The 19,521-nt window shown below is 64.7% G+C and carries 34 protein-coding genes and 1 pseudogene; 3 read left to right on the top strand and 32 right to left on the bottom strand.

Annotated elements, in window-relative coordinates:
* Positions 1-91 precede the first annotated feature (91 nt).
* Positions 92-1,351, top strand: a complete 1,260-nt coding sequence (locus tag EBL85_RS05525; protein ID WP_123141651.1) for an NAD(P)/FAD-dependent oxidoreductase — start codon at positions 92-94, stop codon at positions 1,349-1,351.
* A gap of 13 nt (positions 1,352-1,364) precedes the next feature.
* Here the strand turns inward: EBL85_RS05525 and EBL85_RS05520 are convergent, their stop codons facing one another.
* On the bottom strand, positions 1,365-1,952 hold the full coding sequence (locus EBL85_RS05520; protein WP_123141652.1) for a YfbR-like 5'-deoxynucleotidase: 588 nt from the start codon (positions 1,950-1,952) through the stop codon (positions 1,365-1,367).
* Positions 1,953-2,357: 405 nt separating this feature from the next.
* Between EBL85_RS05520 and EBL85_RS05515 the strand changes: the two genes are divergently transcribed.
* Both EBL85_RS05515 and EBL85_RS05510 read left to right on the top strand, forming a co-directional pair.
* Positions 2,358-2,603 carry a DUF2835 domain-containing protein gene (locus EBL85_RS05515; protein WP_123142357.1) on the top strand — a complete coding sequence of 82 codons (246 nt, stop codon included), beginning with the start codon at positions 2,358-2,360 and terminating at the stop codon, positions 2,601-2,603.
* A gap of 57 nt (positions 2,604-2,660) precedes the next feature.
* Positions 2,661-4,022 (top strand): DEAD/DEAH box helicase, encoded by a 1,362-nt coding sequence (locus tag EBL85_RS05510; protein ID WP_123141654.1) that lies wholly within the window; start codon positions 2,661-2,663, stop codon positions 4,020-4,022.
* A gap of 18 nt (positions 4,023-4,040) precedes the next feature.
* Here EBL85_RS05510 and EBL85_RS05505 read toward each other — a convergent pair whose 3' ends face one another.
* The 31 genes and pseudogenes from EBL85_RS05505 to tuf all read right to left on the bottom strand — a co-directional run.
* Entirely contained in the window at positions 4,041-4,787 is a 747-nt protein-coding gene (locus tag EBL85_RS05505) for a tellurite resistance TerB family protein (RefSeq protein ID WP_123142356.1), read from the bottom strand.
* 80 nt (positions 4,788-4,867) lie between these two features.
* On the bottom strand, positions 4,868-5,608 hold the full coding sequence (locus EBL85_RS05500) for an S-adenosyl-l-methionine hydroxide adenosyltransferase family protein (RefSeq protein ID WP_190288042.1): 741 nt from the start codon (positions 5,606-5,608) through the stop codon (positions 4,868-4,870).
* A gap of 91 nt (positions 5,609-5,699) precedes the next feature.
* Positions 5,700-6,086 (bottom strand): 50S ribosomal protein L17, encoded by a 387-nt coding sequence (rplQ, locus tag EBL85_RS05495; RefSeq protein WP_005224349.1) that lies wholly within the window; start codon positions 6,084-6,086, stop codon positions 5,700-5,702.
* Between the two features lie 56 nt (positions 6,087-6,142).
* A complete protein-coding gene (gene rpoA, locus EBL85_RS05490; protein WP_062274109.1) occupies positions 6,143-7,153 on the bottom strand; it encodes a DNA-directed RNA polymerase subunit alpha in 1,011 nt (336 codons plus the stop codon).
* 21 nt (positions 7,154-7,174) lie between these two features.
* Positions 7,175-7,795, bottom strand: a complete 621-nt coding sequence (gene rpsD / locus EBL85_RS05485) for a 30S ribosomal protein S4 (RefSeq protein WP_005224347.1) — start codon at positions 7,793-7,795, stop codon at positions 7,175-7,177.
* A 19-nt stretch (positions 7,796-7,814) separates the two neighbouring features.
* The gene (rpsK, locus tag EBL85_RS05480) at positions 7,815-8,204 is read right to left on the bottom strand and encodes a 30S ribosomal protein S11 (protein ID WP_005224346.1); all 390 of its coding nucleotides are present in this window, start codon (positions 8,202-8,204) and stop codon (positions 7,815-7,817) included.
* 36 nt (positions 8,205-8,240) lie between these two features.
* Positions 8,241-8,597, bottom strand: a complete 357-nt coding sequence (gene rpsM / locus EBL85_RS05475; RefSeq protein WP_062274107.1) for a 30S ribosomal protein S13 — start codon at positions 8,595-8,597, stop codon at positions 8,241-8,243.
* An 83-nt stretch (positions 8,598-8,680) separates the two neighbouring features.
* Positions 8,681-8,794 carry a 50S ribosomal protein L36 gene (gene rpmJ, locus EBL85_RS05470; RefSeq protein WP_005224344.1) on the bottom strand — a complete coding sequence of 38 codons (114 nt, stop codon included), beginning with the start codon at positions 8,792-8,794 and terminating at the stop codon, positions 8,681-8,683.
* 28 nt (positions 8,795-8,822) lie between these two features.
* Positions 8,823-10,175, bottom strand: coding sequence for a preprotein translocase subunit SecY (gene secY, locus EBL85_RS05465; RefSeq protein ID WP_123141656.1), 1,353 nt, complete (start codon positions 10,173-10,175; stop codon positions 8,823-8,825).
* A 19-nt stretch (positions 10,176-10,194) separates the two neighbouring features.
* On the bottom strand, positions 10,195-10,629 hold the full coding sequence (gene rplO, locus EBL85_RS05460; RefSeq protein ID WP_123141657.1) for a 50S ribosomal protein L15: 435 nt from the start codon (positions 10,627-10,629) through the stop codon (positions 10,195-10,197).
* 1 nt (position 10,630) lies between these two features.
* The gene (gene rpmD, locus EBL85_RS05455; protein ID WP_005224341.1) at positions 10,631-10,822 is read right to left on the bottom strand and encodes a 50S ribosomal protein L30; all 192 of its coding nucleotides are present in this window, start codon (positions 10,820-10,822) and stop codon (positions 10,631-10,633) included.
* A gap of 3 nt (positions 10,823-10,825) precedes the next feature.
* Entirely contained in the window at positions 10,826-11,332 is a 507-nt protein-coding gene (gene rpsE, locus EBL85_RS05450; protein ID WP_005224340.1) for a 30S ribosomal protein S5, read from the bottom strand.
* Positions 11,333-11,342: 10 nt separating this feature from the next.
* Entirely contained in the window at positions 11,343-11,699 is a 357-nt protein-coding gene (gene rplR, locus EBL85_RS05445) for a 50S ribosomal protein L18 (protein ID WP_123141658.1), read from the bottom strand.
* A gap of 12 nt (positions 11,700-11,711) precedes the next feature.
* The gene (rplF, locus tag EBL85_RS05440) at positions 11,712-12,245 is read right to left on the bottom strand and encodes a 50S ribosomal protein L6 (RefSeq protein ID WP_123141659.1); all 534 of its coding nucleotides are present in this window, start codon (positions 12,243-12,245) and stop codon (positions 11,712-11,714) included.
* Between the two features lie 14 nt (positions 12,246-12,259).
* Complete coding sequence (rpsH, locus tag EBL85_RS05435) at positions 12,260-12,655, bottom strand: 30S ribosomal protein S8 (RefSeq protein WP_062274101.1); 396 nt, start codon at positions 12,653-12,655, stop codon at positions 12,260-12,262.
* Positions 12,656-12,753: 98 nt separating this feature from the next.
* Positions 12,754-13,059 (bottom strand): 30S ribosomal protein S14, encoded by a 306-nt coding sequence (rpsN, locus tag EBL85_RS05430; protein WP_005224336.1) that lies wholly within the window; start codon positions 13,057-13,059, stop codon positions 12,754-12,756.
* Between the two features lie 10 nt (positions 13,060-13,069).
* A complete protein-coding gene (gene rplE / locus EBL85_RS05425) occupies positions 13,070-13,612 on the bottom strand; it encodes a 50S ribosomal protein L5 (protein WP_062274099.1) in 543 nt (180 codons plus the stop codon).
* A 14-nt stretch (positions 13,613-13,626) separates the two neighbouring features.
* Positions 13,627-13,944: a 50S ribosomal protein L24 gene (rplX, locus tag EBL85_RS05420; RefSeq protein WP_062274096.1), complete on the bottom strand. Its 318-nt coding sequence runs from the start codon at positions 13,942-13,944 to the stop codon at positions 13,627-13,629.
* A gap of 12 nt (positions 13,945-13,956) precedes the next feature.
* Positions 13,957-14,325: a 50S ribosomal protein L14 gene (rplN, locus tag EBL85_RS05415; protein WP_005224333.1), complete on the bottom strand. Its 369-nt coding sequence runs from the start codon at positions 14,323-14,325 to the stop codon at positions 13,957-13,959.
* 114 nt (positions 14,326-14,439) lie between these two features.
* Positions 14,440-14,700 carry a 30S ribosomal protein S17 gene (gene rpsQ, locus EBL85_RS05410; RefSeq protein ID WP_062274094.1) on the bottom strand — a complete coding sequence of 87 codons (261 nt, stop codon included), beginning with the start codon at positions 14,698-14,700 and terminating at the stop codon, positions 14,440-14,442.
* Positions 14,697-14,894, bottom strand: coding sequence for a 50S ribosomal protein L29 (gene rpmC, locus EBL85_RS05405; RefSeq protein ID WP_005224331.1), 198 nt, complete (start codon positions 14,892-14,894; stop codon positions 14,697-14,699). Before rpmC ends, rpsQ begins: the two co-directional genes overlap by 4 nt.
* Positions 14,894-15,307 (bottom strand): 50S ribosomal protein L16, encoded by a 414-nt coding sequence (gene rplP / locus EBL85_RS05400; RefSeq protein WP_123141660.1) that lies wholly within the window; start codon positions 15,305-15,307, stop codon positions 14,894-14,896. The genes rpmC and rplP overlap by 1 nt, the downstream gene beginning before the upstream one ends.
* 3 nt (positions 15,308-15,310) lie before the next feature.
* On the bottom strand, positions 15,311-15,988 hold the full coding sequence (gene rpsC, locus EBL85_RS05395) for a 30S ribosomal protein S3 (protein ID WP_005224329.1): 678 nt from the start codon (positions 15,986-15,988) through the stop codon (positions 15,311-15,313).
* A 19-nt stretch (positions 15,989-16,007) separates the two neighbouring features.
* Positions 16,008-16,340 carry a 50S ribosomal protein L22 gene (gene rplV / locus EBL85_RS05390; RefSeq protein ID WP_005224328.1) on the bottom strand — a complete coding sequence of 111 codons (333 nt, stop codon included), beginning with the start codon at positions 16,338-16,340 and terminating at the stop codon, positions 16,008-16,010.
* 13 nt (positions 16,341-16,353) lie between these two features.
* The gene (gene rpsS, locus EBL85_RS05385; protein WP_025275092.1) at positions 16,354-16,632 is read right to left on the bottom strand and encodes a 30S ribosomal protein S19; all 279 of its coding nucleotides are present in this window, start codon (positions 16,630-16,632) and stop codon (positions 16,354-16,356) included.
* A 19-nt stretch (positions 16,633-16,651) separates the two neighbouring features.
* On the bottom strand, positions 16,652-17,479 hold the full coding sequence (gene rplB / locus EBL85_RS05380; protein ID WP_062274092.1) for a 50S ribosomal protein L2: 828 nt from the start codon (positions 17,477-17,479) through the stop codon (positions 16,652-16,654).
* 32 nt (positions 17,480-17,511) lie between these two features.
* Positions 17,512-17,805 (bottom strand): 50S ribosomal protein L23, encoded by a 294-nt coding sequence (gene rplW, locus EBL85_RS05375; RefSeq protein WP_062274090.1) that lies wholly within the window; start codon positions 17,803-17,805, stop codon positions 17,512-17,514.
* A complete protein-coding gene (rplD, locus tag EBL85_RS05370; RefSeq protein WP_062274088.1) occupies positions 17,802-18,413 on the bottom strand; it encodes a 50S ribosomal protein L4 in 612 nt (203 codons plus the stop codon). Before rplD ends, rplW begins: the two co-directional genes overlap by 4 nt.
* Before the next feature lie 4 nt (positions 18,414-18,417).
* Positions 18,418-19,068 (bottom strand): 50S ribosomal protein L3, encoded by a 651-nt coding sequence (rplC, locus tag EBL85_RS05365; protein ID WP_005224323.1) that lies wholly within the window; start codon positions 19,066-19,068, stop codon positions 18,418-18,420.
* 10 nt (positions 19,069-19,078) lie between these two features.
* Complete coding sequence (gene rpsJ, locus EBL85_RS05360; protein ID WP_005224322.1) at positions 19,079-19,390, bottom strand: 30S ribosomal protein S10; 312 nt, start codon at positions 19,388-19,390, stop codon at positions 19,079-19,081.
* A 4-nt stretch (positions 19,391-19,394) separates the two neighbouring features.
* A pseudogene (gene tuf, locus EBL85_RS05355) lies at positions 19,395-19,521 on the bottom strand (elongation factor Tu); the annotation flags it as partial.

The raw sequence follows: 19,521 nt of genomic DNA, 5'->3' as shown, positions 1-19,521 counted from the left end.
CTGAGATCCAGAGTCACCCACATTCACGCGCCGCGCCGCCCCGCCCGAGACGGCGCACTCCGGTCGCGGCGCAATCAGATCGAGGCACCCCATGGACGCAGACGTCATCGTCATCGGCGCCGGACTCTCCGGTCTCGCCTGCGCCATCCATCTTCGCAAGGCCGGGATCGAGCCCCTGGTGCTCGAGGCCGGCGACCAGGTCGGTGGCCGCGTCGCCACCGAGCGCCGCGACGGCTTCCTGCTCGACCGCGGCTTCCAGGTCCTGCAGACCTGGTACCCCGAGGCCCGGCGCATGCTCGACTATCAGGCTCTCGACCTGCGCCCCTTCTACCCAGGCGCATTGAGCTGGTTCGACGGTCGGCTGCACCGCGTCAGCGATATCTGGCGACGCCCGCTGCGCCTGCCCCAGATGCTCGTCTCGCCGGTCGGCACCGCCGCCGACAAGTTACGGCTGCTGCGACTCCGTCACCAGGCACTCGCCGGCGATCTCGCCGCACTCTACGCCCGCCCCGAGACCAGCGCTGCGGCGCGACTCGAGGCACTCGGCTTCTCGCCACGGATCCGCGAGCGCTTCTTCCTGCCGTTCTTCTCCGGGGTCTTCTTCGACCCGGAGCTCGCGGTCTCGAGCCGGGCCTTCGAGTTCGTCTTTCGCGCCTTTGCGCTCGGCGACACCGCGCTACCCGCGGGGGGGATGGCACAGATCCCACGCCAGCTCGCCACCCGGCTGCCGAACGGGACCATCCGACTCGGCAGCCGGGTCGAGCGGATCGAGCGCGATCGCGTACTGCTCGAATCGGGACAGCGACTACGCGCCCGCGCTGTGGTGATCGCCACCGACGTCAACGCCGCCGCGCATCTGCTCGACGAGCCCCAGCGCCCGATGCGCGCCACCACCTGCTTCCACTTCGCCGCGCCGCAGCCACCGCTCGAGGGCAACGCGCTGGTGATCAATGGCAGCGGCCACGGGGTGGTCAACAGCCTGCTGTGCCCGAGCAACCTCTCCGAGCACTATGCCCCGCCCGAACGCGCCCTGGTGACGGTCAACTGTCTCGGTGCGACCCATAACCCGGACACCCTGGAGACACAGATCAGACAGGAGCTGGCGGACTGGTTCGGAGAGGCCGTCGGCGGCTGGGAGCGACTCGCGGTCCATCGCATCCCTCAAGCGTTGCCGCTCCAGCAGCCACCGGTACAGTCGCTGCGAACGGCCCCGCAACGGGGCGAGCGAGTCTGGGTGTGCGGAGAGATGGCGGGGCCGACCTCGATCCACTGGGCGCTGAGCAGTGGCCGGCTCGCCGCCGAGGCGGTGGTCGGCAGCGTCCGGCCGCGCGCGGTGCGTCAGCACGTCTGAACGCGCACGCCGCTCACTCGAACAGCAAACGGTTGTCGGTACCGGCGCAGCCGGCCATCTCGGCATAGAGACGCTCGGCCTGGGTCCAGTCGAGCGCAGGGAAGACCGCCCGCGCCTCGGCGAGCTTGTCGCGCAGCGCCGTCTCGCTCTTGTCGGCGACCGCTGCGGCATGGGCACCGATGCCCTCCTCGCGGATGAACAGACAGGCATCCATCAGATCGGCGAGCTTGACGATGAAGGCCAGCGGCGTGTGGCGCAACGCCTGCTTGCGCGCGATCACCTCAGGGGCGATCTCGCGCTCGATCCGTTCCAGCGGATCGGCGCGACCGGCGACCTCGGCCACGCGACGCTTCAGCGGCGAGGGCATATCGCCCATCAACAACTCCGGGGCATCGTGGAGCAAGGCATATTCCAGGGCCTGCAGCCGCACCTCGGGGCCGGGGTCCTCGGGCATCACCCGCGAGAGCAGCTCGCGGGTGATCATCGCGACCAGATAGTGGTGCTCGGCAAGCGTCTGGTTGCGCGCGCAGCGTACCGAGTGCCAGCGGGTGACATGACCGGAGCGGGCGATGTCACGCATGTTGAGCTTGAGGTCCTGCATCACGGCCATCCATCGGACAGGGGGCATCCCATGCTGACCGAGTCGAGCGACGGGCGCAACGGCGTCAGAAACCGGTGACCGCGGCCTCGATCCCCTGGGTCCACCCCAGGCCCATCAAGGACACCAACACCATACCCGCGGCCATTGAACCACCCAGGAACGCACGCATCTCTCATCTCTCCTTCGGGGACTGCCCCCATGACGTTCGACCGATTCTCTCCCCATCGACGACGGGCGGGATGCCGCCGCGAATCGCGGCCGACATCCATATCAATAGAGATAACGTCTCTCATTCTTTTTTCAATGAGCGCGGTATCCGGCACGACCGGGTCGCGGCCGGACAGGAGCCGACGGTACGGCTACAATGTGCCGATCACCGCGCCACGGCGCGCTCCAGACCCAACGATGCAACGCTACTACTTCACCCTCGACATCCCGGCCAGCGAGTATCTGCGCTACTACAGCGGCGCTGCGGCACGGGTACTGGTCAAGGTCCACGACGGTCGCACCCTGTCACTGCCGGCGGTGAACCTGCGTCGCTTCGTCACCAACGCGGGGATTCGAGGCGCCTTCTGTCTCACCGTCGACGACGATCAGCGCTTCGTCTCCCTCGAACGCCAGGACCGCGCCACGCCCGGCGTGCGCGCCTGAACCGCCGCCGTCCAGATCCAGCCCTTCCCGGGCATGTCAGAACATCAGGTTTCCCCCATGAACACGAATTTCTCCGACTATCCGCTCGATCCCTCGCTGCTGCGTGGCATCGAGCAGGCAGGCTATGCGCAGCCGACCCCGGTCCAGGAGGCGGTGCTCGAGCCCGCCCTCGATGGTCGCGACCTGATGGTGTGCGCCGCCACCGGCTCGGGCAAGACCGCCGCCTTCCTGCTGCCGATGATGCAGCACATGCTCGAGACCCCCAAGGCCGACGGCGGCACCCGGGCGCTGATCCTGGTACCGACCCGCGAGCTGGCGCGTCAGGTACGCGAGCACTTCATGCGCATCGGCGGTCACACCCGCCTCGGCGTCGACGTCATCACCGGCGGTGACTCGCGCGCCCACCAGATCGCGTCCCTGCGCAGGAACCCGGAGTTCCTGATCGCGACCCCGGGACGGTTTCGCGAGATGCTCGAGCACAATCGCACCGAGCTCGACGATCTCGAGTTCCTGGTGCTCGACGAGGCCGACCGGATGCTCGAGATGGGTTTCGTCGAGGACGTCGTGACCATCATCCAGAACAGCAACCCGGAGCGTCAGTCGCTGCTGTTCTCCGCCACCCTGGAGCGACGCGGACTGGAGCGGATCACCGCAATCCTGCTCGACGACCCGCTGCGATTGACCCTCGACGCGGTCCGCGAGGCCCATCCCGACATCCGTCACCAGTGCCTGCTCAGCGACGAGGTCGCGCACAAGCGCGAGCAGCTGCGCTGGCTACTCGCCAACGAGACCTTCGAGAAGGCGCTGGTGTTCGTCAACAGCCGCGACCTGGCCACCGAGCTCGGCGGCTGGCTCGGCGCCCAGGGTGAGCGCGTCGCCGTGCTCCACGGCGAGCTTGAGCAGCGCGAGCGCAACCGGGTGATGGGACTGCTCCACCAGGGCAAGGTGCGGGTGCTGGTGGCCACCGATCTGGCCGCGCGCGGGATCGACGTCCCCGGGGTGGAGCGGGTGTTCAACCTCGAGGTCCCACGCAACGGCGAGGACTATCTGCATCGCACTGGGCGCACCGGACGTGCCGGTGAGCAGGGCGTCGCCGTGAACCTGGTCGGCCCGACCGAATGGAACCGCATGGAGAGCATCAGCCGCTTCCTCGGACTCGCGCTCGAGTGGCGCGCGATCGACGGGCTGGAGGCACGGTTCAAGGGACCGGCGGCGAAGAAACGGCGCAAGACCCCGGCCAGCCGGGTCAAGGCCAAGAAGACAACGGCACGCGCCGCCACCAAGGACAAGGACAAGCAGCGTCACCGCGACCGCAAGAACATCGGCAAGCGCCGCGCCCCCTCGGGCAAGGCCGTCGAGGCCGGTCACGCCCCACTGAGCCGCAAACGCCGCGACGAGGGCGGGACGGAGGAGCGCTGAGTCGAACCCGGCGCGCCCTCAGCCGGCGACCCCGAGGGCGCGCTGAAGCTGAGCGGTGACCTCGGGGGTCAAACCGGTGCGTGCGGCCAGGCCGTCGAGATAGGCGCGCTCCTCCGGGGTATCGACCTCGATCGCCAGCAGCGAGGCGGCGTAGACCTCGGCGGCCGTCTCCCGGTCCGGAATCTCGGCGGCGAAGGCATCGAGGTCGAGCGGGCGCACCAGTTCATCGGCGAGCCATTGACGCACCTGCGCCTCGAGTCCGCTCGCCGCGGCCTGGTCGACGATCCGCTGCATCTCGTCGACCCCGATCTGACCGTCGGACTTCGCGGCATTGATCATCGCCCGCACCAGCAACCGCGCCTTGTCGTCACGCGCGGCATCAGCCCGCACCGGCTCGGGCAGCGCCGCTGGTGGTACCGGCACCGGGGCAGCGCCCTGCCCCTCGGCGCTGGCGTTGGTCAGCGCCTTGTAGGCCACCCCGGCGAGCATCGCCAGGGCACCGCCGGTGAGCGCACCACGCACGGCATCGCCACCGCCACCGAGCACCGAGCCGAGCGCAGCCCCCAGCCCACCGGCCTGGAGCGGGTTGTCGGCAGCCTGACCGAGCACCCCGCGCGCACCATCGAGCAGCGCGCTCAGACCACCCCCGCCACCCTCGCCGGGCGTGGTGGAGAGCTGCCCCAGCCCCTGGCTGAGACGCTGCGCTCCACTGCCGGAGAGGTTGTTCTGTAACAGTGAACCGAGTAGATCACCGAAGCCTGCCATGCCTTGACTCCCACCGAGTTGGGCGCGACGCATGCCGCGCACGGATGCCATCACTCTAGCACCTGGAACGCGTCGCACCGTCACCCCGGCATGATGAATGGCCCGACCGGATCACCGGGAACCAGCCCCAGGGCACCATCGGCGCGCCCCTGATTGACCGCGATCTCGACCAGCCCGAGCGCATTCTCGTACCAGAAGGCCTCACCCGGCTCGACCGCACAGAAGGTTCGCGCCCAGGGCAACAGACGCTCGCCGACACGCAGGGATTGCGCATAGCCGACCGGTCGCAGACCGGTCATCAGGTTGCCATAGTGGTCGGCATAGAGGACCCGATCGAGCGTCTTCGACCAGTCATGCCCCACGGGTCGATCGAGCCGGGTGGCGCCGACGTCCTCGCCCCGACACAGTCGCGCGGCCACCGGCAGGAACCAGTCACGCCCATGGAAGGTCGCGCTGCGCCGCGACGGCAGCCAGCCGATTCGCCAGCACTGCCCCGCTCCGGCCATCAGGTGCGGCGCGAGCAGACCATTATCGGGGGCAACGAACCAGTCCTCGCCGACGCGCGCGATGACACCGTCACGCGCCCCACCGACGCCGGGATCGACCACGCAGAGATAAAGGGTACGCGGGGGCATGTCGCGCGCTAGCGCCGGCAGCAGATAAGCAGCGAGATCGGGACGGAAGGGTGGCAGGTCGTGGACCAGGTCGATCACCGCATGATCGGGCAGGCTGGCGTCGAGTGCGGCCTGCATCTGCCCGAGATAGGGACCAGCACCGAAATCGGTGACCAGGGCGATGCGTTCGATGACCGGAACTTCCATCAGGATGGACCTCGTGCAGCACATTCGAGACGAAAAAAAACCGGGCAAATGCCCGGTTTTTTTCATGCGGCAACGCCGGAGACGTCGGAACTCAGTCCTCGTCCTCGACCTCGGTCTGCACCGGACGGTCGACCAGCTCGACGTAGGCCATGGGGGCCGCGTCGCTGGAGCGATAACCACACTTGAGGATGCGCAGGTAGCCGCCGGGACGACCCTGGTAACGCGGACCGAGCTCGGCGAACAGCTTGCCGACGGCGTCCTTGTCGCGCAGACGCGCAAAGGCCTGACGGCGCGCATGCACCGAGTCTTCCTTCGCCAGGGTGATCAGCGGCTCGGCGACCCGACGCAGCTCTTTGGCCTTGGGCACGGTCGTCTTGATCAGCTCGTGCTCGAACAGCGAGGCCGCCATATTGCGAAACATCGCCTCGCGGTGCGAGCTGGTGCGATTCAGATGCCTTCCGGCTTTGCGGTGACGCATGATCCTTTTCCCGAATATCTTGTGATCGAGTGTTGTGTTCTAGAACCTGAGAGCGCTCAGCGGACGCTCAGTTCGGCGATGTTTTCAGGCGGCCAGTTCTCGAGCCGCATCCCCAGCGAGAGGCCGCGCGTTGCAAGCACGTCCTTGATCTCCGTGAGCGACTTCTTGCCGAGATTCGGGGTCTTGAGCAGCTCCACCTCGGTACGCTGGATCAGATCGCCGATCAGGTAGATGTTCTCGGCCTTCAGGCAGTTCGCCGAACGCACCGTCAGCTCCAGGTCGTCGACCGGGCGCAGCAGGATCGGGTCGTAGGGCGACTCATCGCGCTGCTCGACGGACTGGCTGTCCGCGGCACCCGTGCCCTCGAGCACGACGAAGCTCGAGAGCTGGTCGCGCAGGATGGTCGCGGCGCGCTGGATCGACTCCTTGGGATCGATCGTGCCGTTGGTCTCCAGGTCGATCACCAGACGATCGAGATCGGTGCGCTGCTCGACACGAGCCGACTGCACCTCGATCGCGACACGACGCACCGGGCTGTAGGAGGCGTCGAGCGGCAGCTTGCCGATCGGACGATCCTCGCCCTCTTCGCCCTCGCGCGCGGTGGCCGGCTCGTAGCCACGACCACGACGCACGGTCAGGGTCATGCTCAGCTCACCCTCGGTGAGGTTGGCGATCACCAACTCGGGGTTGGCGATGGTGGCCGAGTGATCGAGCTCGATGTCGGCGGCGGTCACCGGACCGGGGCCGGACTTGCTCAGGGTGAAGGTCGCCTCGTCCTTGCCGTCGAGCGAGATCGCAAGCTGCTTGAGGTTGAGCAGGATCTCGAGGACGTCTTCCTGCACGCCCTCCATGGTGGTGTACTCATGGAGGACGCCCTGGATCTCGACCTCGGTGACGGCATAGCCATCCATCGAGGAGAGCAGGATGCGCCGCAGCGCATTACCCAGGGTGTGCCCGAAACCACGCTCCAGGGGCTCTAGAGAAACCTTGGCGTGGTTCGGGCTGCCATCGACCAGGTCGACCTTGACGATGCGTGGTTTCAGAAATTCGCCAATAGCGTCAGTCATTAGTGCCCCTCTGGAAGCGCCTTACTTGGAGTACAGCTCGACGATCAGCGATTCATTGATGTCCGCCGGCAGATCGGAACGATCGGGAACACGCTTGAAGACGCCTTTCATGGCCTTGGTGTCGACTTCGACCCAGTCGGAGAAGCCGTACTGCTCGGCCAGCGACAGCGCGTTCTGCACGCGCACCTGCTTGCGAGCGGCTTCACGGACCTCGATCTCGTCATCGACGCCGACCTGGAAGGAGGCGATGTTGACGATACGGCCGTTGACCAGGATGGCCTTGTGGCTGACCAGCTGACGTGCCTCGGCGCGGGTGGCACCAAAGCCCATGCGATAGACGACGTTGTCGAGACGACGCTCGAGCAGCTGGAGCAGGTTCTCACCGGTTGCACCCTTGGTGCCGGCGGCCTTCTTGTAGTAGTTACGGAACTGCTTCTCGAGCACGCCGTAGATACGACGCACCTTCTGCTTCTCACGCAGCTGCAGACCATAGTCGGAGAGGCGCCGACGACGGTCGGTGGTCTGTCCGGGCTGCTTCTCGAGGTTGCACTTGGTGTCCAGAGCGCGCGCGCGGCTCTTCAAGGAGAGATCGGTCCCCTCGCGACGCGCCAGCTTGCAGGTTGGGCCTGTGTAACGTGCCATGTCTCTTCCTGTTGATCTGTCAGACGCGCCGCTTCTTGGGCGGACGGCAGCCGTTGTGCGGGATCGGGGTCACATCGGTGATGCTGGTGATCTTGAAACCCGCGTTGTTGAGTGCGCGCACGGCGGACTCACGACCCGGCCCCGGCCCCTTGACGTTCACGTCCAGGTTGCGCAGGCCATATTCCTTGGCGGCCTGACCGGCACGATCGGCGGCAACCTGAGCCGCGAAGGGCGTGCTCTTGCGCGAACCGCGGAAGCCCGAACCACCGGCGGTGGCCCAGGCCAAGGCGTTGCCCTGACGATCGGTGATCGTGATGATGGTGTTGTTGAAGGAGGCGTGGACGTGCGCAATGCCGTCTGCAACCTGCTTCTTGACCTTTTTCTTGGTGCTGCGAATCGGTTTAGCCATTCGACGTAATCCAGCTAATCTGCTGCGCCTGAGCGCTTAGCGTTTGATCGGACGACGCGGCCCCTTGCGGGTCCGTGCGTTGGTGCGCGTGCGCTGACCACGCAGGGGCAGGCCGCGACGGTGACGGATGCCGCGGTTGCAGCCGAGGTCCATCAGGCGCTTGATGTTCATCGACACTTCACGACGCAGATCGCCCTCGACGGAGAACTTGGCGACCTCGCCACGCAGCTTCTCGACCTCTTCCTCGGTGAGGCTCTGGATCTTGGTGTCACGCGGAATGCCTGCCGCGTCGCAGATCTCGCCCGCGCGGGTGCGGCCGATGCCGTAGATCGCGGTCAACGCGATCACGGCGTGCTTTTTGTCGGGAATGTTGACGCCGGCGATACGGGCCATAGCTACGAACCCCTCAGTCCTAAATGCTCAGCGGGTAAACCGCGCAGTATAACAAATTGCTTACTGTAGTCAACGGGATCCCGTCAACCCTGGCGCTGCTTGTGACGGGGGTCGGAACAGATGACCCGCACCGTTCCATTCCGCTTGATCACCTTGCAGTTTCTGCACAACTTCTTGACCGATGCACGCACTTTCATTCTTGTCTCCTAAGAGTCGGGGCCTTCTTCAGCGCAACATGCCGGCGCCGGGTGACTTCAGGTTGGCCTTCTTCATCAGGCCCTCATACTGATGCGACATCAGGTGAGCCTGAATCTGCGCCATGAAGTCCATGACCACGACCACTACGATTAACAGTGAGGTGCCGCCAAAATAGAACGGCACGTTGTAACCCACGATCAGGAACTCAGGCAGCAAGCAGACAGCGGTGATGTAGATCGCGCCTGCTGCCGTCAACCGGGTCATGACGGTATCGATATAGCGCGCCGTCTGCTCCCCCGGACGGATCCCCGGAATGAAAGCCCCAGAGCGCTTGAGGTTGTCGGCCGTCTCCTTCGCATTGAACACCAGCGCGGTGTAGAAGAAGCAGAAGAAGATGATCGCCGTCGCGTAAAAGAGCACGTAGACCGGCTCACCGGGCGAGAGCTTCGCGGTGATATCGGCCAGCCAACGCAAATCCTCGTTGCTGCCGAACCACTGTCCCAGCGTCCCCGGGAAGAGGATGATGCTGGAGGCGAAGATCGGCGGGATGACGCCGGCCATGTTGAGCTTGAGCGGCAGGTGCGTGCTCTGCGCCTGCATCATTCGCCGCCCCTGCTGGCGACGCGCATAGTTGACGGTGATCCGTCGCTGCCCGCGCTCGACGAACACCACGAAGGCGGTGACCGCCAGCGCCAGGGCAAACAGCGCAAGGACCGCCAGCGAGTTCATTTCGCCGGTGCGCGCCAGCTCCAGGGTGCCGCCGAGCGCCGAGGGCAGACCGGCGACGATACCCGCGAAGATGATCAGCGAGATCCCGTTGCCGATGCCGCGCTCGGTGATCTGCTCACCCAGCCACATCAGGAACATGGTTCCGGTCACCAGCGACACGGTCGCGGTGAACACGAACCCGGCACCGGCGTGAGAGACCAGCGCCGAGCCGCCGGCAGTCTGCCCCTGCAGCGCCATCGAGATACCGACGGCCTGGAAGGTCGCGAGCACCACGGTGCCGTAGCGGGTGTACTGGGTGATCTTGCGCCGCCCCGACTCCCCTTCCTTCTTCAGCTGCTCGAGCTTCGGCAGTACCGCCGTCATCAGCTGCATGATGATGGAGGCGGAGATGTAAGGCATGATGCCCAGCGCGAACAGACTGGCGCGCTCCAGGGCGCCTCCCGAGAACATGTTGAACATGTCCAGGATCGACCCCTGGTTCTGGTCGAACAGGATGGCCAAGGCCTCGGGGTTGACGCCCGGGACCGGGATGAAGGTACCGATACGATAGACGAGCAGCGCGCCGAGCACGAACAACAGGCGCTGACGCAATTCCGTCAACCGCCCCATGCCGCCGAGCGCACTTCCCATGGATCCGACGTTCTTGGCCATCTGCTACGCGCCTTCCCGATTAGTCCTCGACCTTGCCGCCCGCCGCTTCGATCGCCGCGCGTGCGCCCTTGGTCACGCCCAGGCCACGTACGGTGACAGCCCGCGAGATCTCGCCCGAGGCGATGACCTTGACCGACTTGATGCGGTTGTTCAGTACCCCGGCCGCGACCAGCGCGGCGAGGTCGACGGTGTCGCCCTCGATCAGGGCCAGCTCGTTCAAGCGCACCTCGGCCTGGACCAGTGCCTTGCGCGACCGGAAACCGACCTTCGGCAGACGACGCTGCAGCGGCATCTGACCGCCTTCGAAACCGACCTTGTGGAAACCGCCGGAACGCGACTTCTGACCCTTGTGGCCGCGGCCACAGGTCTTGCCGAGTCCGCTGCCGATCCCGCGACCGACGCGCTTGGCGGCCTTGCGGCTGCCCTCATCGGGCTTCAGCTCATTGAGTCGCATCTCAAGACTCCTCCACGACCTTAACCATGTAGGACACGGTGTTGACCATGCCGCGGGTGCAAGGGGTGTCCTCGACCTCGACGACCTGGTGCATGCGCCGCAGGCCGAGGCCGCGGACGCAGGCCTGGTGACGCTCGAGGCGTCCGTGGACGCTGCGCACCAGCTTGACCTTCATCATCTTCTTGTCAGCCATCGCTTACCCCAGAATCTCTTCGACGGTCTTGCCGCGCTTGGCAGCGACGAGCTCGGCGTCGTTCATCTTGCGCAGGCCTTCGATGGTCGCCTGGACGACGTTGATCGGGTTGTTGGTGCCGATGCACTTGGCCAGCACGTTCTGCACCCCGAGCACCTCGAAGACGGCACGCATCGCGCCGCCGGCGATGATACCGGTACCCTCGGAGGCCGGCTGCATGAACACGCGGGCCGCGCCGTGACGCCCCTGCAGCGGGTACTGCAGCGTGGTGCCATTGAGCTTGACGTCGATCATGTTCTTGCGGGCATTCTCCATCGCCTTCTGGATCGCCACCGGCACCTCACGTGCCTTGCCGCGACCGAAGCCGACCCGACCCTTGCCGTCGCCGACCACGGTCAGCGCCGCAAAGCCGAACTGACGTCCGCCCTTGACCACCTTGGCGACCCGATTGACGGTCACCAGCTTTTCCAGAAGCTCGTCGCCTTCTGTCTTTGGATTGAAGTTCGCCATGGTCGAGTCCTTAGAATTTCAGTCCGTGTTCACGGGCGGCATCGGCGAGCGCCTTGACACGGCCGTGATAGCGGAAGCCGGAACGATCGAAGGCGACCGATTCCACACCAGCGGAGCGCGCGCGCTCGGCGATCGCCTGGCCGATGACGGCCGCGGCTGCGACGTTGCCCTTGTGGCCCTCGAGCGCCTGACGCAGGTCCTTGTCGAGGGTCGAGGCGCTGGCCACGACCTTGTCGCCCTCGGGGGCGATGACCTGGGCGTAGATGTGCCGGGGCGTACGGTGCACGCACAGACGGAAGACACTGAGCTCCCGGATCTTGGCACGAGCCCGCGCCGCGCGGCGCAGACGAGCTTGTTTCTTATCCATTGCCTAGACCCCTTATTTCTTCTTGGCTTCCTTACGCAGGACGTTCTCGTCCGCGTAACGCACGCCCTTGCCCTTGTAGGGTTCCGGCGGACGGAACCCACGGATCTTCGCCGCGACCTGGCCGACCTGCTGCTTGTCGGCACCGCTGACGACGATCTCGGTCTGACTCGGGGTCTCGATGGTGATGCCCTCAGGCACCGGAAAATCGATCGGGTGCGAGAAGCCGAGATTGAGGTTGAGCACACTGCCCTTGGCCTGGGCGCGATAACCCACGCCGACCAGGGTCAGCTTGCGGCTGAAGCCGGTGCCACAACCCACAACCATGTTGTTGATCAGCGCCCGGGTGGTGCCGGCCATCGCCCAGTCCTTCTCATGCCCTTCGGCACGAGCGACCAGCAGCTGACCGTTTTCCTCACAGACGCGGACCGCCGGATGCACGGTCCACTCCATCGAACCCTTGGGACCGGAGACCTTGACGTCCTGGCCCTGGAGCTCGACTTTAACCCCATTGGGGATAGCGACCGGCGCTTTTGCAACGCGAGACATAGTTCCGACCTCCCTTAGGCGACGTAGGCGATGATCTCGCCGCCGTGACCCGACTTGCGGGCCTCGCGGTCGGTCATCAGACCCTTGGAGGTGGAGACGATCGCAACACCGAGACCGGCCCAGACCTGGGGCAGCTCGTCCTTGCTGCGATAGATGCGCAGACCGGGGCGCGAAACGCGCTTGAGGTACTCGATCACGGGCTTGCCGCGATAGTACTTGAGCCTGAGAACCAGCTGGGGCTTGCCCTCGTTCTCTTCGACCTGCGCGTCGGCGATGTAGCCCTCTTCCTTCAGCAGGTTCGCGATCGCGATCTTCTGCTTGGAGGACGGCATCATGATGGTGAACTTGCCGCGCTGCTGGCCGTTACGGATACGCGTCAGCATATCCGCAATCGGATCCGACATACTCATTGGCTTCTCCTCGGGTCAATCCATCGTTGCCGATGTGATACCCATTGGGGGGACTTGGTTTTCAGGATGCTCGGGCCGGAAGGCCCGAGGGGGGAATTCTACCAGCTTGCCTTGACGACGCCAGGGACATCGCCACGCATCACCGCCTCGCGCAGCTTGTTGCGCGAGAGACCGAACTTGCGATACACGGCATGCGGACGGCCACTGACGCGGCAGCGACGCTGCTGACGCGAGGGGCTGGCGTCGCGCGGGAGCTTCTGCAGCTTCAGCACGGCTTCGTCGATCTGCTCGGGAGTCGCGTTACGGTCGTTGATCACCGCCTTGAGCTCGGCGCGCTTGGCGCTGAACTGGGCTGCGACCTGGGCGCGCTTGCGATCACGCGCGATCATGCTCTTTTTCGCCATGGTCTCTACCTCAGGTACGGAAGGGGAAGTTGAACGCCTCGAGCAGAGCCCGTCCTTCTTCGTCCGTCCGAGCCGACGTGGTGATGGTGATGTCGAGCCCGCGCAGTGCATCGATCTTGTCGTAATCGATCTCGGGGAACATGATCTGCTCGCGCACGCCCATCGAGTAGTTGCCACGACCGTCGAACGCCTTCGGGCTGAGCCCACGGAAGTCGCGGATACGCGGGATGGAGACGCTGATCAGGCGATCGAGGAACTCGTACATGCGCTCGCGACGCAGGGTCACCTTGCAGCCGATCGGCCAGCCTTCGCGGATCTTGAAGCCTGCGACCGACTTGCGGGCGTAGGTGACGATCGGCTGCTGACCGGCGATGGCACGCATGTCGGCGACGGCGTTATCCATGACCTTCTTGTCGGCCACGGCCTCGCCAACGCCCATGTTCAGCGTGATCTTTTCGATGCGCGGCACCTGCATCACGCTCTTGAAGCCGAAACGCTCCTTGAGCTGACCGACGATGCGCTGTTCGTATTCTGTCTGTAGTCTGGTGGACATCTCGCTTCCTTCGGTCAGACGTCGACGACTTCGCCGTTCGACTTGAACACGCGAACCTTGCGACCGTCTTCCAGGATCTTGAAACCGACGCGGTCCGGCCCGCCCTTCTGCGGGTTGTAGAGCGCCACGTTCGAGACGTGCATCGGCATCGGCTTGTCGACGATACCACCAGGCTCGCCGGCCTGCGGGTTCGGCTTCTGGTGCTTGCGCGCGATGTTCACGTTCTCAACGATGACGTGCTCAGCGTCGACGACGCGCAGCACAGTACCACGTTTACCCTTGTCTTTGCCGGTAATGACGGTGACGTCATCACCCTTCTTGATCTTTTGCATGCCGTCGTCTCCTTACAGCACTTCGGGCGCCAGCGAGATGATCTTCATGAAGCGCTCGCCACGCAGTTCACGCGTGACAGGGCCGAAGATGCGGGTGCCGATGGGCTGGAGCTGGTTGTTCAGTAGCACGGCGGCATTGCCGTCGAAGCGGATCAGGGAGCCGTCGGGACGACGCACGCCCTTGCGGGTGCGAACGACAACGGCGTTGAACACGTCGCCCTTCTTGACCTTGCCGCGCGGGATTGCGTCCTTGACCGTGACCTTGATGACATCGCCGATGCCCGCGTAGCGCCGATGCGATCCGCCAAGCACTTTGATGCATTGCACGCTCCGGGCGCCGCTGTTGTCAGCGACGCTGAGATTGGTCTGCATCTGAATCATGTTGTTTACCTACGCCTATTGCTGATTCCGGGCTAAACCGGCTGCTGAGCGAATCGCGAGACGGACGAGCGACAAAACGAGCGAACGTCCGGGACATTGTCGAAGCGCGTCGCCTCAGCGCGCCTTTTCGATGACCTCGAGCAGACGCCACGTCTTGGTCTTGGAGAGCGGCCGGCACTGCTCGACACGGACGAGATCACCCTGGTTACAGATGTTCTCTTCATCGTGGGCATGAATCTTGGTCGAACGACGCATGAACTTGCCATAGAGCGGATGCTTGACGCGACGCTCGATGAGCACCGTCACGGTCTTGTCCATCGCGCTGCTGATGACGCGCCCTTCCTGGATGCGGTTGCTGTTGTTCTCGTCGCTCATGCTTGCTTGCCCGCCATTTCCGCCATCACCGTCTTGATCCGGGCGATATCCCGGCGCACGGCCTTCATCTGCGAGGGTTTGGACAGCTGACCGGTGCCCTGCTGCATGCGCAGGTTGAACTGCTCGCGCAACAGGTCCATCAACCGCGCCTGCAGCTCGTCGAGGCTGCTCTGTCGGAGTTCGTTAGCCTTCATCACAGGATCGTCCGCTTCTCAAAGGTGGTCTGCACGGGCAGCTTGGCAGCGGCGAGCTTGAAGGCCTCACGTGCCAGCTCTTCGCTGACGCCCTCGATTTCGTAGAGCACCCGGCCGGGCTGGATCGGCGCGACCCAGTACTCGACGTTACCCTTACCTTTACCCATTCGAACCTCGAGAGGCTTCTTGGAGATCGGCTTGTCAGGGAAGACGCGAATCCACAGCTTACCGCCACGCTTGACGCGACGGGTGATGGTACGACGGGCCGCCTCGATCTGACGCGCGGTCACCCGGCCACGACTCACGGCCTTGAGACCGAACTCGCCGAAGCTGACCTGGTTGCCGCTCTGAGCGAGACCACGGTTGCGGCCCTTGTGTTGCTTTCGGAACTTGGTGCGTTTCGGTTGCAGCATGACTTAACCCTTTCTTCCGGCGCTCTTGGATGCCGGCTCCTCAGGGACCTGGTCGCCGAACACCTCGCCCTTGAAGATCCACACCTTGACGCCGATGACGCCATAGGTGGTGCGCGCCTCGGCGAAGCCGTAATCGATGTCGGCACGCAGAGTGTGCAGCGGTACACGACCCTCACGGGCCCACTCGCTGCGGGCGATCTCGGCGCCGTTCAAACGGCCCGCGACGTTGACCTTGATGCCCTCGGCACCCAGACGCATGGTGTTCTGCAGCGCACGCTTCATCGCGCGACGGAACATGATGCGACGCTCGAGCTGCTGGGCAATACCCTCGGCAACGAGCTGGGCGTCGAGCTCAGGCTTGCGGATCTCCTCGATGCTGATGTGCACCGGGATCCCCATCATCTTCGAGACCTGCACGCGCAGCTTGTCGATGTCCTCACCCTTCTTACCGATCACCACGCCAGGACGCGCGGTGTGGATGGTGATGTGGGCGTTCTTCGCCGGACGATCGATCTGGATGCGGCTCACCGATGCCTTTGCAAGCTTCTTGCGCAGGAAATCGCGCACCTGCAGGTCGGTGTTGAGCAGGTCGGCATAGTCTTTCGAACTTGCATACCACTTGGAAGTCCAGTCCTTGACGATGCCAAGTCGGATGCCGTTCGGATTAACTTTCTGTCCCATACTGGTCCCCTGAAATTCCTTACGCTTCCGACACCGTCAAGCTGATATGGCTGGTACGCTTCATGATGCGGTTGGCGCGGCCCTTGGCACGCGCGCGAATCCGCTTCATGGTCGGACCCTCGTTGACCTGGATCGCAGCGACCTTCAGCTCGTCGATGTCAGCGCCTTCATTGTGTTCGGCGTTGGCGATCGCGGACTCCAGGACCTTCTTGATGATCTCGGCGCCCTTCTTGTTGCTGAAGGCCAGGGTGTTCAGGGCCTCCTCGACGCGCTGACCGCGGATCAGATCGGCGACCAGCCGGGCCTTCTGGGCAGAGACCCGTGCGTATTTCAATGTTGCTTCGGCTCGCATTGCGGGTCTCCGACTAGCGCTTCTTCGCCTTGCGATCGGCGGCGTGCCCACGGAAGGTGCGCGTCAGCGCAAACTCGCCGAGCTTGTGGCCGATCATGTTTTCATTGACGAGCACCGGCACGTGCTGACGCCCGTTATGGACTGCGATGGTCAGCCCAACCATTTCCGGCAACACCATGGAGCGACGCGACCAGGTCTTGATAGGCCGTTTACTGTTCTGGGCGACCGCTTCTTCCACCTTCTTGATCAGGTGGTGGTCCACAAAGGGTCCTTTTCGAATCGAACGTGGCACTTGCTCAACCTCGCCTTATTTACTTGCGGCCGCGACGACGCACAATCATGCCATCGGTCCGCTTATTCTTGCGCGTTTTATGGCCCTTAGTCGGCACACCCCAGGGGGTGACCGGGTGACGACCACCGGAAGTCCGGCCTTCACCACCGCCGTGCGGGTGGTCGACCGGGTTCATGACGACACCACGCACCGTGGGACGCACGCCACGCCAGCGGGTCGCGCCGGCCTTGCCGAGCTTCCGCAGGCTGTTCTCGGAGTTGCCGACCTCACCGATCACCGCGCGGCAATCAGCATGCACCTTGCGCATCTCACCGGAGCGCAGACGCACGGTGGCCATCGCGCCTTCACGCGCGACGAGTTGGGCCGATGCACCGGCCGAACGGGCGATCTGGGCGCCCTTGCCCGGACGCATCTCGATGCAGTGCACCAAGGTACCGACCGGGATATTGCGCAGCGGCATGCAGTTGCCGACGCTGATCGGAGCGGCCTCACCGGCCTGCACACGATCGCCTGCGCTCAGCCCCTTCGGGGCGATGATGTAGGCACGCTCACCATCGGCGTACTTCAGCAGCGCCAGGTGAGCCGTGCGGTTCGGGTCGTACTCGAGCCGCTCGACCACGGCCGGTACGCCTTCCTTGTTACGCTTGAAATCAACAACACGGTAACGCTGCTTGTGACCACCACCCTGGTGGCGCACGGTGATGCGTCCGAAGTTGTTGCGTCCGCCGTTCTTCGTCTTTTTCTCGATCAGAGGCGCGTAGGGGGCGCCCTTGTGCAGTTCGGGGGACTGCACCTTCACGACAAAGCGGCGCCCGGCGGACGTCGGTTTGGTCTTTACGATTGCCATCTTGGTCTATCCGTTGCTGTCCGCCGCTGCGCTCACGCGCCGCCGCCGAAATCGATATCCTGACCAGCTTCCAGGCGCACATAGGCCTTGCGCCAGTCCTGACGCTTGCCCAGGCGCTGACCGAAACGCTTGGTCTTACCCTTGACGTTGAGGATCTGCACGCTGTCGACCTTGACCTCGAACAGCAGCTCGACGGCCTGGCTCACCTCACGCTTGGTCGCGTCGGTCGCGACCCGGAACACGACCTGGCCGGACTCGGCGGCACGGGTCGACTTCTCGGAGACGATCGGCGCGAGCAGCACCTTCATCAGACGCTCTTTGTTCATGCCAGGCGCTCCTCGAGTTTCTTGATTGCCGCTTCGGTCGCGAGCACGTTCTCGAAGGCGATCATGCTCACCGGATCGACCTCCTGAGCCGCCATCACGTCAACACCGTTGAGGTTGCGCGCGGCCAGGAACAGGTTCGGGTCGAGACCGTCGGTGAGGATCAGCACGTCCTTCAGGCCCTGGCCCTCGAGCAGTGCGATCAGCTCCTTGGTCTTGGGCGCCTCGAGCGCGAGCTCGGAGACCACCACCAGACGCTCGGTGCGCACCAGCTCGGAGAGGATCGAGCGCACGGCACCGCGATACATCTTGCGGTTGACCTTCTGGCTGTAGTCGCGCGGCTGCGCGGCGAAGGTCACGCCACCGGAGCGCCACAGCGGGCTGCGGCTGGTACCGGCACGGGCACGCCCGGTGCCCTTCTGACGCCAGGGCTTGGCCCCGCCGCCGGAGACGGCAGAACGGTTCTTCTGGGCCTTGGTGCCGGCGCGCGCGCCGGCCAGGTAGGCGGTGACCACCTGGTGAATCAGACCGGGCTTGAAGTCGGCCCCGAAAACGGTGTCCGAGACCTGCACGCTGGCACCGCCGTTGTCATTTCGAATGGCGAGTTCCATGGACTTAACCCTTGTTCTTCTGCTTCACGGACGGCAGCACGACCACGCGACCACCAGCCGGACCGGGCACGCCGCCACGGACCAACAGCAGGTTGCGCTCGGCATCGACACGCACCACCTCGAGACCCTGCTGGCAACGGTTGGCGGCACCGAGGTGACCGGCCATCTTCTTGCCCTTGAACACACGGCCCGGGGTCTGGTTCTGACCGATGGAACCCGGCGCGCGGTGCGACAGCGAGTTGCCGTGGGTCGCATCCTGACCACGGAAGTGGTGGCGGCGGATGGTGCCGGCGAAGCCGCGACCCTTGGTCACGCCACGCACGTCGACCTTCTGGCCGGCCTCGAACATGGAGACCGAGATCTCCTGACCGACTTCGATGTCGGCACCTTCTTCGCCCTCGAGACGGAACTCGCGCAGCACCTCACCGGCCTCGATACCGGCCTTGGCGAAGTGCCCAGCCATCGGCTTGGTCACGCGCGAGGCGCGACGCGATCCGAAGGCAACCTGGATGGCGCGGTAGCCATCGGTCTCGGCGGACTTGACTTGGCTCACACGGTTGGGCTGGACCTCGATCACGGTGACCGGGATGCTCTCCCCGTCCTCGTTGAACAGCCGGGTCATGCCAGCCTTACGCCCGATAACTCCGATCGTCATCGTTTCGTCCTCAGCTCAGCTTGATCTGGACGTCGACGCCCGCGGCCAGATCCAATTTCATCAGCGCATCGACCGTCTTGTCGGTCGGATCGACGATGTCCATCAGGCGCTTGTGGGTGCGCAGCTCGTACTGGTCACGCGCGTCCTTGTTGACGTGCGGGGAGACCAGGACCGTGAAGCGCTCCTTCTTGGAAGGCAGCGGAACCGGACCACGAACCTGAGCGCCGGTACGCTTGGCGGTATCGACGATCTCGCGTGCGGACTGATCGATCAGACGATGATCGAACGCCTTCAGTCGAATACGAATTCTTTGGCTGCTCATATCCTTACTCGATGATCTTGGAGACCACGCCGGCGCCGACGGTACGACCACCCTCGCGAACAGCGAAGCGCAGGCCCTCTTCCATCGCGATCGGCGCGATCAGCTGGACGGTCATCTTGACGTTGTCGCCA

This window comes from Marichromatium sp. AB32 (assembly GCF_003718675.1).
Taxonomy (GTDB): Bacteria; Pseudomonadota; Gammaproteobacteria; order Chromatiales; family Chromatiaceae; genus Marichromatium; species Marichromatium gracile.
The sequence above is the reverse complement of the archived record's forward strand: the minus strand, read 5'-3'. Positions and strand labels throughout refer to the sequence as shown.